This window comes from Pseudomonas sp. 05N433 (genome assembly GCF_056396925.1).
Genome location: NZ_JBFTML010000083.1, coordinates 1 through 15,752, shown reverse-complemented (window position 1 = coordinate 15,752; position 15,752 = coordinate 1). Strand labels below are relative to the sequence as shown.

14 protein-coding genes are annotated in these 15,752 nt (G+C 60.1%); 7 read left to right on the top strand and 7 right to left on the bottom strand.

Annotated features, from left to right (window positions below; genetic code table 11):
- Together AC1DIS_RS28390 and kynU are read right to left on the bottom strand one after the other, a co-directional pair.
- Positions 1 to 862 (bottom strand): OprD family outer membrane porin (locus tag AC1DIS_RS28390; RefSeq protein WP_477781240.1); only part of this gene is annotated, 862 nt, incomplete at its 3' end.
- A gap of 106 nt (positions 863 to 968) precedes the next feature.
- Complete coding sequence (gene kynU / locus AC1DIS_RS28385; RefSeq protein ID WP_477744254.1) at positions 969 to 2,219, bottom strand: kynureninase; 1,251 nt, start codon at positions 2,217 to 2,219, stop codon at positions 969 to 971.
- A gap of 209 nt (positions 2,220 to 2,428) precedes the next feature.
- Between kynU and AC1DIS_RS28380 the strand changes: the two genes are divergently transcribed.
- A complete protein-coding gene (locus AC1DIS_RS28380) occupies positions 2,429 to 2,902 on the top strand; it encodes an Lrp/AsnC family transcriptional regulator (RefSeq protein ID WP_007939165.1) in 474 nt (157 codons plus the stop codon).
- Positions 2,903 to 3,130: 228 nt separating this feature from the next.
- Here AC1DIS_RS28380 and AC1DIS_RS28375 read toward each other — a convergent pair whose 3' ends face one another.
- The 5 genes from AC1DIS_RS28375 to AC1DIS_RS28355 all read right to left on the bottom strand — a co-directional run bounded on the left by AC1DIS_RS28375 (position 3,131) and on the right by AC1DIS_RS28355 (position 7,849).
- Positions 3,131 to 4,144, bottom strand: a complete 1,014-nt coding sequence (locus AC1DIS_RS28375; protein ID WP_081625693.1) for an AraC family transcriptional regulator — start codon at positions 4,142 to 4,144, stop codon at positions 3,131 to 3,133.
- 22 nt (positions 4,145 to 4,166) lie between these two features.
- The gene (locus tag AC1DIS_RS28370) at positions 4,167 to 5,570 is read right to left on the bottom strand and encodes an amino acid permease (protein ID WP_477744253.1); all 1,404 of its coding nucleotides are present in this window, start codon (positions 5,568 to 5,570) and stop codon (positions 4,167 to 4,169) included.
- Between the two features lie 98 nt (positions 5,571 to 5,668).
- A complete protein-coding gene (kynA, locus tag AC1DIS_RS28365; protein ID WP_477781239.1) occupies positions 5,669 to 6,523 on the bottom strand; it encodes a tryptophan 2,3-dioxygenase in 855 nt (284 codons plus the stop codon).
- On the bottom strand, positions 6,520 to 7,185 hold the full coding sequence (gene kynB, locus AC1DIS_RS28360; RefSeq protein ID WP_026286331.1) for an arylformamidase: 666 nt from the start codon (positions 7,183 to 7,185) through the stop codon (positions 6,520 to 6,522). The genes kynA and kynB overlap by 4 nt, the downstream gene beginning before the upstream one ends.
- 223 nt (positions 7,186 to 7,408) lie before the next feature.
- Positions 7,409 to 7,849 (bottom strand): GlcG/HbpS family heme-binding protein, encoded by a 441-nt coding sequence (locus AC1DIS_RS28355; RefSeq protein WP_007939170.1) that lies wholly within the window; start codon positions 7,847 to 7,849, stop codon positions 7,409 to 7,411.
- Positions 7,850 to 8,115: 266 nt separating this feature from the next.
- Here AC1DIS_RS28355 and gcl point away from each other — a divergent pair, with 266 nt between their 5' ends.
- The 6 genes from gcl to AC1DIS_RS28325 form a co-directional block, all read left to right on the top strand.
- Positions 8,116 to 9,891: a glyoxylate carboligase gene (gene gcl, locus AC1DIS_RS28350; protein WP_018925088.1), complete on the top strand. Its 1,776-nt coding sequence runs from the start codon at positions 8,116 to 8,118 to the stop codon at positions 9,889 to 9,891.
- A 141-nt stretch (positions 9,892 to 10,032) separates the two neighbouring features.
- Positions 10,033 to 10,815, top strand: a complete 783-nt coding sequence (gene hyi / locus AC1DIS_RS28345) for a hydroxypyruvate isomerase (protein ID WP_018925087.1) — start codon at positions 10,033 to 10,035, stop codon at positions 10,813 to 10,815.
- A gap of 226 nt (positions 10,816 to 11,041) precedes the next feature.
- Entirely contained in the window at positions 11,042 to 11,935 is an 894-nt protein-coding gene (locus tag AC1DIS_RS28340) for a 2-hydroxy-3-oxopropionate reductase (protein ID WP_018925086.1), read from the top strand.
- Between the two features lie 223 nt (positions 11,936 to 12,158).
- The gene (locus AC1DIS_RS28335) at positions 12,159 to 13,439 is read left to right on the top strand and encodes a glycerate kinase type-2 family protein (protein WP_477745554.1); all 1,281 of its coding nucleotides are present in this window, start codon (positions 12,159 to 12,161) and stop codon (positions 13,437 to 13,439) included.
- Complete coding sequence (gene pyk, locus AC1DIS_RS28330; RefSeq protein ID WP_477744250.1) at positions 13,429 to 14,844, top strand: pyruvate kinase; 1,416 nt, start codon at positions 13,429 to 13,431, stop codon at positions 14,842 to 14,844. The genes AC1DIS_RS28335 and pyk overlap by 11 nt, the downstream gene beginning before the upstream one ends.
- A gap of 218 nt (positions 14,845 to 15,062) precedes the next feature.
- Positions 15,063 to 15,752 (top strand): urea transporter (locus AC1DIS_RS28325; protein ID WP_477781238.1); only part of this gene is annotated, 690 nt, incomplete at its 3' end.

Genomic DNA, 15,752 nt, shown 5'->3' with positions numbered 1-15,752 from the left:
GGGTCAAGCGGTGCGCGCCAACCTTGTACGCGGCGGCCAGCGACCAGGTAGTGTTGTCGATCTTGCCGGCCAGGCGTTGGCCATAGTCGTTGGTGCGATAGAGGTTGAAATCCAGGTTCAACGACTGGTTTCCGCTCAGGGCATAGCTGTAGTTGGCGTTGGCGTAGTACTGCCGCCAGATATCAGCGAACTGCGAACCGTACAGGCTGACGCTCAATTGATCGCTCAGGGCATAACTGCCGCCCAGATAATCGACGCTGCGGGTTTCCACCCCGGCATACAGTGCCTTGAGGGCGCCATCGTCGTTGGTCGACGCACTGTCATTGCCCGAGGTGAAGTGCCCGGCATCGAGTTGCAGTCCTTTCAACTCGTTGCTGGTCAGCTGGAAACCATTGGCGTAGGTGGTGAACAGGCGCGCCGAGCCGGTGCCGAACACCGGGTTGAGCGGTGTCAGATTGCCGTATTTGAGTTCGGTCTTCGAGATCCGCGCCTTGAGCGCGCCACCCGCTTCGGAATACTCATCCTCGGCGCGTCCATCGGAACCGACCGGCAACAAACCGGTGCCGGTACGCCCCCTGCCGCTGTCGAGCTTGAGACCCAACTGCGCGTAGGCGTCGACTCCGAAACCCACAGTGCCCTGGGTATAGCCTGAACGGTAATCGAGCATAAGTCCGTGGGCCCACTCCTCCCGATAGTTCTGGCCGCCCGGGTTGTTGAGGTTGTTGCGGTAGAAATAGAAATTGCGATGGGTCAGGGTCAGGCTGCTGTCTTCAACGAATCCATTGTCGGGTGCGGCATGGGCCACTTGGCCGAGACAGCTGGTAATGGCGAGCGGCAAGGCGGGCCAAAGGGACAATTTCATTCTGCGTGTTCCTTATTATTGTGTTTTCACAGAAGTGCTTATCGGAGGCGACCGAAGCCCTGCTGCCGGGAAATTCGCGGCAGCAGGACAAAGGCGTCGGGGGGTATCAGGTGACGCTGTGGCGGATCTGGAATTGTTCTTGCGACCAGGTTTTCTGATCAAGTATTTCGCCGAGGATCTGCACCGCATCCCAGACCTCGGTGAAGCGGGTGTACAGCGGGGTGAAGCCGAACCGCATGATCCGCGGCTCGCGGTAGTCGCCGATCACGCCACGGGCGATCAAGGCCTGGATCACCGCATAACCCTGGGGATGTTCGAAGCTGACATGGCTGCCACGCTTGGCGTGTTCGCGTGGAGTGACCAGGGTCAGCTCGTGAGCGGCGCAGCGCTGCTCGACCAACTGGATGAACAGGTCCGTCAGCGCCAGGGACTTGCTGCGCAGGCTGGCCATGTCGGTCTGGGCGAAGACATCCAGACCACACTCGATCATCGCCAATGAAGTGATGGGCTGGGTGCCGCACAAATAGCGGGCGATTCCGCTGCTCGGCTGGTAATGCGACTCCATGGCGAACTGCCGCGAATGACCGAACCAGCCGGACAGCGGTTGCGCCACCAGATCGCACAACTCAGGGGAAACCCAGACGAAAGCTTGCGAGCCCGGACCGCCATTGAGGTACTTGTAGGTGCAACCGATGGCGTAGTCGGCGCGCGCCTGATGCAGGTCGACCGGCACCGCCCCGGCGGAATGCGCCAGGTCCCAGATGGCCAGCGCGCCGCATTCATGGGTCAGCGCGGTCAGGGCCTGCATGTCGTGCATGTAGCCGGTCTTGTAGTTGACGTGGGTGAGCATGACCACCGCGGTGTCCTGGTCAATCGCTTGCGCCAGCTCTTGCGGGCTGTCGACCAGACGCAGGCTGTAGCCCTGCTGCAGCATGTCCGCCAGACCTTCGGCGATATACAGGTCAGTCGGAAAGTTGCTGGTCTCGCTGACGATCACCCGCCGCGTCGGCGCTCGCATGGCCTGCACGCGCAGGGCGGCGCTGAGCACCTTGAACAGGTTGATCGAGGTGGTGTCGGTCACCACCACTTCGCCGTCACCGGCGCCAATCAGCCCCGCCAGTCGATTGCCCAGACGTTCAGGTAAATCGCGCCAGCCAGCGCTGTTCCAACTGCGGATCAGGCCATTGCCCCATTCATCGGCGATCACTGCCTGAGCACGCGCCAGCGCTGCGACCGGGCGCGCGCCGAGGGAGTTGCCGTCGAGATAGATCACCCCTTCGGGGAGCGCAAACTGCTGACGCAGAGGGGCCAGAGCGTCCTGCGCATCAAGCGTCAGACAATCGTTTCTTGTAGTCATTGGGTGTCCTGCTTTTTGAAAGAAGTGCCGTCCGGGCAGATCGCAATAGTCGGGTGTGAGTGTCGTGTTTCAGGCGTTATTTGCGCCTTCACGATGAGGAAATAATGAACGAAGCTTTAGAGAATTTTCGTGCAAAGTAAGCAGCCATCTAGTATTTATCTCGTAGAAAATTCGAATCCAACGCCAAATATCGAGGATTTATTCTAGCCATGACTCTCGACCCGACAGACCTGCGGATCCTGCATCTCTTGCAACGTGACGGCCGTATCAGCAACCACGAAATGGCAGAGAAAGTCGCACTGTCTCCGTCGGCCTGCTTGCGCCGTTTACGCTTGCTGGAAAGTGAAGGAATCATCACTGGCTATCGCGCGATGCTGAACGCAGAGAAGCTGGGAGTCGAACTGGAAGCCATCGTCCATGTGTCATTGCGACAGGACGTCGAGGACTGGCACGAGACCTTCATCAAGAAGGTCCAGTTGTGGCCGGAAGTGGTCACCGCCTACGTGATTACCGGGGCGAGCAACTATGTACTGCGGGTCCAGGCGCGCAACGTCAAACACTTCTCCGACTTCATCGTCAACCAACTGAACCGTACGGCGGGGGTGACTGATATCCGCTCGGAAATCGTGTTGCAGAAAATCAAGGAGCGGGAGACGTTGCTTGATTTGGTGGTGCGTAAGTGAGCGCCAGTTAATGGATATCGATGATCAGGTGATCAATTGTGGCGAGGGAGCTTGCTCCCGCTGGAGCGCGAAGCGGTCCTGAAATTCGCAACCGAGGTTTGTCAGAGATCCCCCATCCGCAGGCTTTAGGGCTGCTTCGCAGCCCAGCGGGAGCAAGCTCCCTCGCCACAAATAGAGCTTCATCAGGCTGCTGTCGCAGATCTGATTCAATTCTGGACACCGGGATATTCAGCCCCCGCGCATGCGCCGGGCTTCGTTACGCTGCAAGGTCGTGCTGGGGGACTCGTCGAACAACTTGCGGTATTCGGCGGAAAAACGTCCCAAATGCGTAAAGCCCCAGCCCATGGCAATCGCAGAAATATTGCGCGCCGAGCCGTGTTCGAGGATTTCCTGGCGCACAGCGTTCAACCGGTACTTTTTCAGGTAGACCATCGGCGACAGGGCGAAGTACTTCTTGAACGCCTCGCACAGCTTGAAACGCGAGACCCCGGCCGCGACCTCGATATCCTCCAGGTGCAAGGCTTCGCGAGCATTGTCGTGAATGTATTGCTTGGCCCTGATCAGGTAGTGCGGCAGTTTCACGCCGAGCACGTTGCGCAATTCTTCGGAGTAGTTGTTCGGCTGGGCGAGGATCAAGCCTTTGATCAATGAGCTTTCGATGTCCCGAGTGAAGACCACCTGTTCGTACAGTTCATTGCTGCGTTCCAGCTCCGCGATGAAATAACGCGCCATGCGCCACCACGAGGCCGACGCGCCGTCCACCGCATCCATCACCGGCTCGAAACGCAGCGGCGTATCCAGCGGTCGCTGCAGCATGCCCTCCAGCGACTCGCTCATGGCGACGCGGGTGATCACCACCTGAACTTTGCGGCAGTCGCCGGAGATCGCCAGCATCTGGTTCTCATTTGGGGAAATGATCACCCCTTGATCGCGGTTGGATTTCGACACGCTGCCGTTCTTGCTCAGCTCCTGCTCGCCCACCAAAGGCAAACTCAGGCTGTAACTGCTGAAGTGCTCGGCGTCTTCGATATCGATGGTGACATCGGTGCCGTATGAGAGCGTGCCCAGGGTCGTGGCCATCGACTTGAACACATTGGCGCTGTGATGAAAGCGGATCCGCTCGGGCGTCGAAGTCTGGAGGCGGTGCGGCCCGCAGATACCAGACATCCAGCTCCTTGCACCCTCGAGGTCATAGTGATCGATACGAATGTCGCGAAACTGCGGATCAGCGTTGCTACTCATCACGGCGCACCCACGGCAAAGGCTATTGAACTATCGGCAAGGCCCGATCCTTGGCCATACGCATCCGGTAAAAACCGAAGATGATCAACACCCACACCGGTATGGCGAAGACTGAAGCGCGTATCCCTGGAATCATCAGCATGACGCAGACAATCATGGCCATGAAGGCCAGGCACAAGTAATTGCTGCAAGGGAACCAGAACGCCTTGAAGCCCGGCACGATACCTCGCTGGCCCATGATTTTGCGAAATTTCAGGTGCGTCAGGCTGATCATCGCCCAGTTGATCATCAGCGATGCGACCACCAGCGCAAAGAGCAACTCAAGCGCTTCATGCGGGGCGAGGTAGTTAACCAGCACGGACAGCATGGTGATCAACGCAGATACGCCCAGCGCCAGTAGAGGCACGCCCTGCTTGTTCAGTTTCATCAGCGCCTTGGGTGCGTCGCCCTGTTCGGCCAGGCCATAGAGCATGCGGCTGTTGCAGTAGACGCCACTGTTATAGACAGAGAGTGCCGCGGTGAGCACCACGAAATTGAGGATGTGCGCTGCGGTGTCGCTGCCGATCAAGGAGAATATCTGCACGAACGGGCTGCCGCTATAGGCATCGCCCGAAGCGCCCAGTGTCTGTAGCAGTTGATCCCACGGATACAGCGACAACAACACGGTGAGTGCGCCGACGTAGAAGATCAGCACGCGATAAACCACCTGGTTGATCGCCTTGGGAATCACCTTACCCGGCTCGCTGGCTTCAGCGGCGGTGATGCCGACCAGTTCCAGGCCGCCGAAGGAGAACATGATGAACGCCATGGACATCAGCAACCCAGTGGTGCCGTTGGGAAAGAAGCCGCCGTGACTCCACAGATTGCTGACCGAGGCCTGCGGGCCGCCCGTTCCGCTGAACAACATGTAGCAGCCCAGGACGATCATGCCAATGATCGCGACAACCTTGATGATTGCGAACCAGAACTCCATTTCGCCGAAGACTTTGACGTTCATCATATTGATCAAATTGACCAGGACGAAGAACACCGCCGCGCTGACCCAGGAGGGGACTTCCGGCCACCAGAACTGCACGTACTTGCCGACAGCCGTCAACTCGGCCATGCCCACCAGCACATACAGCACCCAGTAGTTCCAGCCGGACAGAAAGCCAGCATAGCCGCCCCAGTACTTGTGGGCAAAATGACTGAAGGAGCCGGCCACCGGTTCCTCGACAATCATCTCGCCCAGCTGGCGCATGATCAGAAAGGCGATGAAGCCGGCAATCGCATAGCCGAGGATCATCGACGGCCCGGCCGATTTGAGTACTCCGGCAGAGCCGAGAAACAACCCGGTCCCTATCGCTCCGCCCAATGCGATCAGCTGAATATGACGATTTTTCAGCCCTCGCTTGAGCTCGCCTTGCCTCAAGATTTCATCCGCCATCTGGTTACCTTTTAATTGTTATGGTCAGGCATGGTTTGAATGCGTCAATTTACTCAATTGCCGCTCGGTTTAAGCGTTCAAACATCATTCTCGGTAAATTAAAGAGTTGAGCGCACTCGCCACAACTCCGGGAACAACACGGTATCGAGCATCTTGCGCAGATAACCGACACCTTCTGTGCCACCGGTCCCTGGTTGAAAGCCGATGATCCGCTCGACCGTGGTCACATGCCGGAAGCGCCATTGACGGAACGAGTCCTCAAGGTCGATGAGTTTCTCCGCCAGCTGATAGAGATCCCAATAACGCGAAGGGTCAGTGTAGACCTCGCGCCAGGCGGCTTCGACCGACGCATCATGCGCCGTCGGACTGCTCGGATCGCGTTCGAAACGCTGTGGGTCGATGGTCAAGCCTGCGCTGACCATCAAGCGAATCGCCTCGTCATACAGCGACGGTGTGGCGATCGCCTTTTCAAGCGCCTGCAACAGTTCCGGCCRATGCGCGTGGGGGCGCAACAGGGTCGCGCTTTTGTTGCCCAGAATGAATTCGATCTCGCGGTACTGGAACGACTGGAAGCCCGATGACTGCCCCAGAAACGGCCGTATCGCGTGGTACTCGGTAGGTGTCATGGTGGCCAGCACCGTCCAGGCATGCACCAGTTGATCAAAAATCCGCGAGACCCGCGCCAGCATCTTGAACGCGGGCGGCAACTCTCCCTGTCGAATGTGTTCACGAGCGGCTTTGAGCTCGTGCAGCATCAGCTTCATCCACAGCTCTGACGTCTGATGCTGGATGATGAACAGCATCTCGTTATGGTCCGGAGATAACGGGTGCTGTGCGCTGAGAATGCGCCCCAGATCCAGGTAGTCGCCGTAGCTCATGGAGTCGGAAAAATTCAGCTCGGCGTTATGCCATTCTTCCGTCTGGTTTGCAGTTGAATAGGGGCATTGGCTCATTGAGTCGGCTCCTCAAGTTGCGGTTTATTCAGTGGACGCAAAATTGCCCTGACCGGACTGGCGTCCAGATGGGCAAAACGCAGCGGCAGCGCGATCAATTCATAGTCCCCTTCCGGGACGTCATCGAGCACGATGCCCTCGAGGATGGCCATGCCATGTCGGGCTACGGCATTGTGCGAATCCATGGTTTTGGATTGCTGAGGGTCCAGCGACGGCGTATCGATACCGATCAAGCGCACACCGAGGTTCGCCAGCAGGTCGACGGTTTCTTTGGCGACGGCGGTGAAATCCGGATCCCAGGCGCTCAATGGCGCTTGTTGCCAGGTGCGCAGCAGCACCCGTTCAGGCAGGTCTTGCAAGCGACCTTCAAGCTGCTCGGGGTGTACCAGCCGGCCGCTATTCAGGCAATGCAGCACACGGCAAGGCCCCATATAGACATCGAGCGATACATCGCCAATGGCCACTCCATCAGCGCTGTAATGCAGCGGCGCGTCGACATGGGCCCCCGTGTGAGGCGACAGGGTGATACGCCCGACATTCACCGGACACTCGGGTCCGAACGTCCAAACGCGCTCTTCCTGGAAAGGTGTGTCACCCGGCCAGGTAGGTGTAGCGGTGCTCAGAGGCGGGCTGATATCCCACCACGACAGTGTTGTTTTCATTGTAAAGCTCTCGGCCTGTTCCGAGAGAATGATACGAGTGATACCTATGAATTTTCTTGCGAAAATATTCGGCAACAGCCAAATGTTTCGCACAAAATTCTAAAAATCCGGAATTTACCGGATGGAAATTTCAACGGAGAAAGCAGGCAGCTAAAAAGCTGTTTTCGTCCGCAAGGCACTTTCGCGAGCAAGCTCGCGAAAGCGGTAAATCAGGCGCCGAAGATCAACCAGCCACCCCCGCATCCGCCTTCAACCCCTGCCCCTCGATCGCGCGGATCGCACATTGCTCATCGACATCTGACAGATCACCGCTGATGCCCACCGCTCCCAACACAGTCCCGTCCTGATCCCGAACCAACACGCCGCCGGGTACCGGGACGACGCTGCCCTGCCCCAGACTATTCAGCGCGGCGAAGAAGGCCGGGCGTTGTTGGGCGTCCTGTGCCAGCAGGCGTGAGCCCTTGCCCAGGGCAATCGCGCCCCAGGCCTTGCCGATGGCGATCTGCGGACGCAGCAGGCTGGCGCCGTCTTCACGTTGCAGCGTTATCAGGTGCCCGCCGGCATCCAGTACTGCAACGGTCAATGGCGCGGCAGAGATCGCCCGCCCCGCGGTGATGGCCTGATCGGCCAGGTTGACTGCGACTTTCAAGGTTAAAGCGCTCATGGTGCCGTCCTCATTTTGTTATAGGGAAAGCCGTTGGATTGCTTTGTGTTGCGCAATCCGATGCAACAAATAGAACACAATGAATTATTTTTTTGTATACAATAATTTTCGAAAAGCGCGACATGCGACGAAAAGCCACAGTTATTTGGGCTTCCGACGAATGAAACAGCCGCTTGAGAAAATGGATTGACCTGCGCCGTCCGCCGTGAATACACTCTGCGCAAAGCCACTTGTATACAATTACAAAACGTAAGAGGCACAAAACCATGAGCAAAATGAGAGCAATCGAAGCCGCCGTTCTGGTGATGCGCCGCGAAGGGGTCGATACCGCTTTTGGCATCCCGGGCGCCGCGATCAACCCGCTGTACTCCGCCTTGCAGAAGGTCGGTGGCATCGATCACGTCCTCGCTCGCCACGTTGAAGGCGCCTCGCACATGGCCGAGGGTTACACCCGCACCAAAGCCGGCAACATTGGCGTGTGCATCGGCACATCGGGACCTGCCGGTACTGACATGGTCACCGGGCTCTACAGCGCTTCGGCCGACTCGATCCCGATCCTGTGCATCACCGGGCAAGCACCGCGGGCCCGTATGCACAAGGAAGACTTCCAGGCCGTCGACATCACCAGCATAGTCAAGCCGGTCACCAAGTGGGCGACCACTGTTCTGGAGCCGGGCCAGGTGCCTTACGCGTTCCAGAAAGCCTTCTATGAGATGCGCTCCGGCCGCCCCGGCCCAGTGCTGATCGACCTGCCGTTCGATGTGCAGATGGCCGAAATCGAATTCGACATCGACGCCTACCAGCCGCTGCCATTGGCCAAACCGAGCGCGACCCGCGTGCAGGTGGAAAAAGCCCTGGCCATGCTCGACCAGGCTGAACGCCCATTGCTGGTGGCCGGTGGCGGCATCATCAATGCCGACGCCAGCGAGTTGCTGGTGGAGTTCGCCGAGCTGACCGGTATTCCGGTCATCCCGACCCTGATGGGCTGGGGCACCATCCCGGACGATCACCCGCTGATGGTCGGCATGGTCGGCCTGCAAACCTCGCACCGTTATGGCAACGCCACGATGCTGAAGTCGGACGTTGTGCTGGGTGTCGGTAACCGCTGGGCCAACCGTCACACCGGTTCGGTCGACGTTTACACCGAAGGCCGCAAATTCATCCACGTCGACATCGAACCGACCCAGATCGGCCGCGTGTTCACCCCGGACCTGGGCATCGTGTCCGACGCCGCTGCCGCGTTGACCGTGTTCATCGAAGTCGCTCGCGAGTGGCAAGCCGCTGGCAAGCTGAAAAACCGCAGCGCCTGGCTGCAAGACTGTCAGCAGCGCAAAGCCAGCCTGCAGCGCAAGACTCACTTCGACAACGTGCCGGTCAAGCCGCAGCGCGTTTACGAAGAGATGAACCAGGTGTTCGGCAAGGACACCTGCTACGTCAGCACCATCGGTCTGTCGCAGATTGCCGGCGCGCAGTTCCTGCACGTCTACAAACCGCGTCACTGGATCAACTGCGGCCAGGCCGGCCCGTTGGGCTGGACCATTCCGGCCGCGCTCGGCGTGGTCAAGGCGGATCCGACCCGCAAGGTGGTGGCGCTCTCGGGCGACTACGACTTCCAGTTCATGATCGAAGAACTGGCGGTGGGCGCGCAGTTCAAGCTGCCGTACATCCACGTCGTGGTGAACAACTCGTACCTGGGGCTGATCCGTCAGGCGCAGCGCGGTTTCGACATGGACTACTGCGTGCAGCTGTCCTTCGACAACCTCAACGCTCCAGAGCTCAACGGCTACGGTGTCGACCATGTCGCGGTCGCCGAAGGCCTGGGTTGCAAGGCCCTGCGGGTATTCGAACCCGGCCAGATCCAGCCTGCCCTGCGCAAGGCTCAGGAGATGATCGAAGAGTTCAAGGTGCCGGTAATCGTCGAGATCATTCTGGAGCGCGTGACCAACATTTCCATGGGCACCGAGATCAACGCCGTCAACGAATTCGAAGACCTGGCGCTGGTCGGCAACGATGCGCCAACGGCGATTTCGTTGCTCGATTAACCGCTGATCGTTCCCCTGTAGGAGCCGGCTTGCTGGCGATGGCGATGGCGATGTGTCAATCACATCAATGTCGATTGATACACCGCCATCGCCAGCAAGCCGGCTCCCACAGGAGGCCTCACACATATACAGGAGACCACCATGCCGCGTTTCGCAGCCAACCTGTCCATGCTGTTCACCGAGCAGGATTTTCTTGCCCGTTTCGACGCTGCCGCCAAGGCCGGCTTCAGTGGTGTCGAATACCTGTTCCCCTACGACTTCAGCTCCGCCGAAATCAAGGCCAGGCTCGATGCCAATGGCTTGACCCAGGTGCTGTTCAACCTGCCGGCCGGTGACTGGGCCAAGGGCGAACGCGGTATCGCGTGCCTGCCGGATCGGGTCGAAGAGTTCCGCGCCGGTGTCGATCTGGCCATTGCCTACGCCCAAGTGCTGGGCAACACCCAGGTCAACTGCCTGGCCGGTATTCGTCCACAAGGCGTCGACGAGGCCACCGTGGAAAAAACCTTCGTCGCCAACCTCAAGTACGCGGCCGACAAGCTGCAAGCGGCGGGCATCAAACTGGTGATGGAAGCGATCAACACCCGCGACATTCCGGGCTTCTACCTGAACAACACGGCGCAAGCCCTGTCGATTCGCGAACAGGTCGGCAGTGCCAACCTGTTCCTGCAATACGACATCTATCACATGCAAATCATGGAAGGCGACCTGGCCCGCACCATGGCCGCGCACCTGGACGAGATCAACCACGTGCAATTGGCAGACAACCCAGGGCGCAACGAACCGGGCACCGGTGAAATCAACTACCGCTTCCTGTTCGAACACCTGGACCGCATCGGTTACCAGGGTTGGGTCGGCTGTGAATACAAGCCGCTGACCACGACTGAAGCGGGCCTGGGCTGGTTGAAAACCCATAACGCGATCTGATGTTGAAACAGAACCATTGTGGCGAGGGGGCTTGTCGGAACGCCGCACCGCCCCGTTCGGCTGCGAAGCAGTCGTAAACCTGCGAGCAAGTTTTATCTGGCACACCACGGCGGTTGGTTTGGGGTCGCTTCGCAACCCAGCGGGAGCAAGCTCCCTCGCCACAGAATGTGGTCTACCTCCGCTACGCGCACATTATTTGGCGACACAAAAACAAGAGGATTTTCTCATGGCTAAAATCGGATTTATCGGCACCGGCATCATGGGCCACCCAATGGCGTTGAACCTGCAGAAAGCCGGTCACAGCCTGTTCCTGTCGGCGCACCACGACGCCGCCCCTGCCGATCTGCTGGCTGCTGGCGCCGTTGCGCTGGCCAACCCGAAAGAAGTCGCCCAGGAAGCCGAATTCATCATCGTCATGGTGCCGGATACCCCGCAGGTCGATGACGTGCTGTTCCGCGCCGACGGTGTTGCGGCGGGTGTCAGCAAGGGCAAAGTCGTGATCGACATGAGCTCGATCTCGCCGACCGCCACCAAAACCTTCGCCGCCAAAATCAACGAGAAAGGCGCGCAATACCTCGACGCACCGGTTTCCGGCGGTGAAGTCGGCGCCAAGGCTGCGACCCTGAGCATCATGGTCGGTGGTGAGGCCGATGCCTTCGAACGCGCCCTGCCGCTGTTCCAGGCCATGGGCAAGAACATCACCCTGGTCGGTGGCAACGGCGACGGGCAAACCGCGAAAGTGGCGAACCAGATCATCGTCGCGCTGAACATCCAGGCCGTGGCCGAAGCGCTGCTGTTCGCCTCGAAAAACGGTGCCGACCCAGCGAAAGTGCGTGAAGCGCTGATGGGTGGTTTCGCCTCGTCGAAGATCCTGGAAGTTCACGGCGAGCGCATGATCAAGGGCACCTTCGACCCGGGCTTCCGCATCAGCCTGCACCAGAAGGACCTGAACCTGGCCCTGGCCGGTGCGCGCGAGCTGAACATCAACCTGCCGAACACCGCCAATACCCAACAGGTGTTCAGCACCTGTGCGGCCATCGGTGGCAGCAACTGGGATCACTCGGCGCTGATCAAAGGCTTGGAACACATGGCGAACTTCTCGATTCGCGACAAGAAGTAAGCCCTGCCCCAAACCGCATCAAACCTGCAGGAGCGAGCCTGTGGCGAGGGGGCTTGCCCCCGTTTGAGTGCGCAGCACTCACAAGATCTTCAGTGCATCACAGATTTTGGGGCTGCTTCGCAACCCAACGGGGCGGTGCGGCGTTCCGACAAGCCCCCTCGCCACAGAGTCGCTCCCACAGGGTCCGCGACAAACCCAATAACAAGAATTCCGGGAGCCCGCCATGTCGGTCAATCCGCAACAATTGCTGCGCGAGCTGTTTGCCACAGCCATCGACGCGGCCCATCCGCAGCATGTCCTTGAAGCCCATTTACCAACTGACCGCAGCGGTCGGGTGATCGTCATCGGCGCCGGTAAAGCCGCCGCAGCCATGGCCCAGGTGGTCGAACGCTGCTGGCAGGGTAAAGTGTCTGGCCTGGTGGTGACCCGCTACGGCCACGGCGCCCCGTGCGAAAAAATCGAAGTGGTCGAAGCCGCGCACCCGGTGCCGGACGCTGCCGGTCTGGCCGTCGCAAAACGGGTTCTGGAACTGGTCAGCAACCTGAGCGAAGACGACCGCGTGATCTTCCTGCTCTCGGGCGGTGGCTCTGCCCTGCTCGCCTTGCCCGCCGCCGGCATCACCCTCGCCGACAAGCAATCGATCAACAAAGCGCTGCTCAAATCCGGCGCGACCATCGGCGAGATGAACTGCGTGCGCAAGCACCTCTCGGCGATCAAGGGTGGGCGTCTGGGCAAAGCCTGCTGGCCCGCCACGGTTTACACCTATGCGATTTCCGATGTGCCGGGCGACCTCGCCACGGTCATCGCCTCCGGCCCCACCGTGGCCGACCCGAGCACCTCGGCTGAAGCGTTGGCGATCCTCAAGCGTTATGCCATCGAAGTCCCGGCCTCGGTGCGCACCTGGCTGCAAAGTCCCGAGTCGGAGACGGTCAAACCTGGCGATCCGAGCCTGGCCCGCAGTCATTTCCAATTGATCGCCCGCCCACAGCAGTCACTGGAAGCGGCGGCGGTGAAAGCCCGTCAGGCGGGTTTCAGCCCGTTGATTCTCGGCGACCTGGAAGGTGAATCCCGGGAAGTGGCGAAGGTCCACGCCGGCATTGCGCGGCAGATCGTCCAGCACGGCCAGCCGCTGGCGGCGCCGTGCGTGATTCTGTCCGGCGGCGAAACCACCGTCACCGTGCGCGGCAATGGCCGTGGCGGGCGCAACGCCGAATTCCTGTTGAGCCTGACCGACAGCCTCAAAGGCCTGCCCGGCGTCTACGCCCTGGCCGGTGACACCGACGGCATCGACGGCTCCGAAGACAACGCCGGCGCCATCATGACTCCGGACAGCTATGCCCGTGCCGCCGCCCTCGGCCTCACTGCCTGCGATGAGCTGGACAATAACAATGGCTATGGCTACTTCGCGGCGCTCGATGCACTGATCGTCACCGAGCCGACCCGTACCAACGTCAACGACTTCCGCGCCATTCTGATTCTCGAGAGCCCTAAACATGACGCCTGACAAGAAGGTCAAAATCCTCGCCACCCTCGGCCCGGCCACCGACGGGATCGACGATATCCGTGAACTGGTGCGCGCCGGGGTCAATATCTTTCGCCTGAACTTCAGCCACGGCGATCACGCCGACCATGCGCAGCGCTATCAGTGGATTCGTGAAGTCGAGCGCCAGCTGAATTATCCGCTGGGGATTCTGATGGACCTGCAAGGTCCGAAACTGCGGGTCGGCAAATTCGCCCAGGGCAAAGTGCAGCTATATCGCGGCCAGGCGCTGCGCCTGGATCTGGATGCGACGCCGGGGGACGAGCGCCGGGTCAATCTGCCCCACCCGGAAATCATCGCCGCGCTGGAGCCCGGCATGGACCTGCTGCTGGATGACGGCAAGCTGCGCCTGCGGGTGGTGACCAAGTACGTCGACGCCATCGACACCACGGTGCTCAATGGTGGCGAACTGTCGGATCGCAAAGGCGTCAACGTGCCGCAAGCGGTGCTCGACCTGAGCCCGCTGACCGCCAAGGACCGCCGTGATTTGAGCTTCGGTTTGGAGCTGGGGGTCGACTGGGTCGCGCTGTCGTTCGTGCAACGCCCGGAAGACATCCGCGAAGCCCGCGCGCTGATTGGCGACAAGGCGTTCTTGATGGCCAAGATCGAGAAGCCATCGGCCGTGACTCAGCTGCAGGAAATCGCTGAATTGAGCGATGCGATCATGGTCGCTCGCGGTGATTTGGGCGTGGAAGTGCCGGCCGAAAGCGTGCCGCAGATTCAGAAAAACATCATCGGCACCTGCCGCCAACTCGGCAAACCGGTGGTGGTGGCGACGCAGATGCTGGAGTCGATGCGCTTCTCCCCGGCCCCGACCCGTGCCGAAGTCACCGACGTCGCCAATGCGGTGGCCGAAGGCGCGGACGCGGTGATGCTGTCGGCAGAAACCGCGTCTGGCGAGTACCCGCTGGAAGCCGTGCAGATGATGAGCAAGATCATCCGTCAGGTGGAAAACGGCCCGGACTATCAAACCCAACTGGACGTGAGCCGGCCAAAAGCCGAGGCCACGGTGTCGGACGCGATCAGCTGCGCGATCCGCCGCATCAGCAACGTGCTGCCGGTGGCGGTGCTGGTGAACTACAGCGAGTCCGGCACTTCGAGCCTGCGGGCCGCACGGGAGCGGCCGACGGTGCCGATCCTCAACCTGACGCCAAACCTGCAAACCGCCCGGCGATTGACGGTGGCGTGGGGCGTGCACTCGGTGGTCAACGATCGACTGCGACAGGTGGATGAAGTGTGCTCGACGGCGCTGGAAATCGCCCAGGCACAGGGGATGGCTCAGCGCGGGGATACGTTGCTGATTACCGCGGGCGTGCCCTTTGGGCAGCCGGGGTCAACCAATTCGTTGCGCATCGAGACATTGCTCTAAAGAACTCCCCCTGTAAGAGCTACCCCGGTAAGAACTACCCCTGTGGCGAGGGAGCTTGCTCCCGCTCGGCTGCGAAGCAGTCGTCGCTTTGGCATGACGGTTTCAACAGAAAGACCGCATTGCTGATTTCAGGGCTGCTCCGCAGCCCAGCGGGAGCAAGCTCCCTCGCCACAGATTTGTGCAAGACCCTGGATTTTCCTCTGCCCTAGACCCCACCCATGCCTGCCAACCACTTCAACACCCACTGCCCCGACTGGGCGACCGCCCTGCTTAACGGCTTCAGTCAGATCTTTCTCCTGCGCCATCCGCTGTGCGGGCTGTTGTGTCTGTTAGCGATTCTATTTACCGCGCCCGCTCTGCTCGGCGGTGCGCTGCTGGGCGGTGTCGCCGGGTTGCTTACCGCGCAACGTCGCGGGTATGCCAAGGCGGATCGTCAGGCCGGACTATTCAGTTACAACGGTATTTTGCTCGGCCTGCTGCTGAGCCTGTATTTCCCATGGTCAGCACTGTTGYCACCGCTGATCATCGCCTGCGGCGGCCTGAGTGCGATGCTCACTCAGCAATGGCTCAAAGGTGCTCGCGATCATCAATGTCTACCGGCGTACACCGCACCCTTCGTTGGGTTGAGCTGGTTATTGCTCGGCTTTGCCGCACCACAGCAACCCGCGCCGCTGATCGAACTGAACACCCTCAACCTGCTCGCTGCCGAATTGAAAGGCCTGGGGCAAGTCATGTTTCTCGGCCATCCCCTGGCCGGCGCGCTGATTGCCGCCGGATTACTGATCGCCGATCGCCACGCCTTTGTGTGGGCGCTGCTGGGCTCCGCTGCCGGCCTCGGATTTGCCCTTCTGCATGGCGAAACTTCGAATGCATTGCAGGGTTTGAGCGGTTACAACGCGGTACTCGCC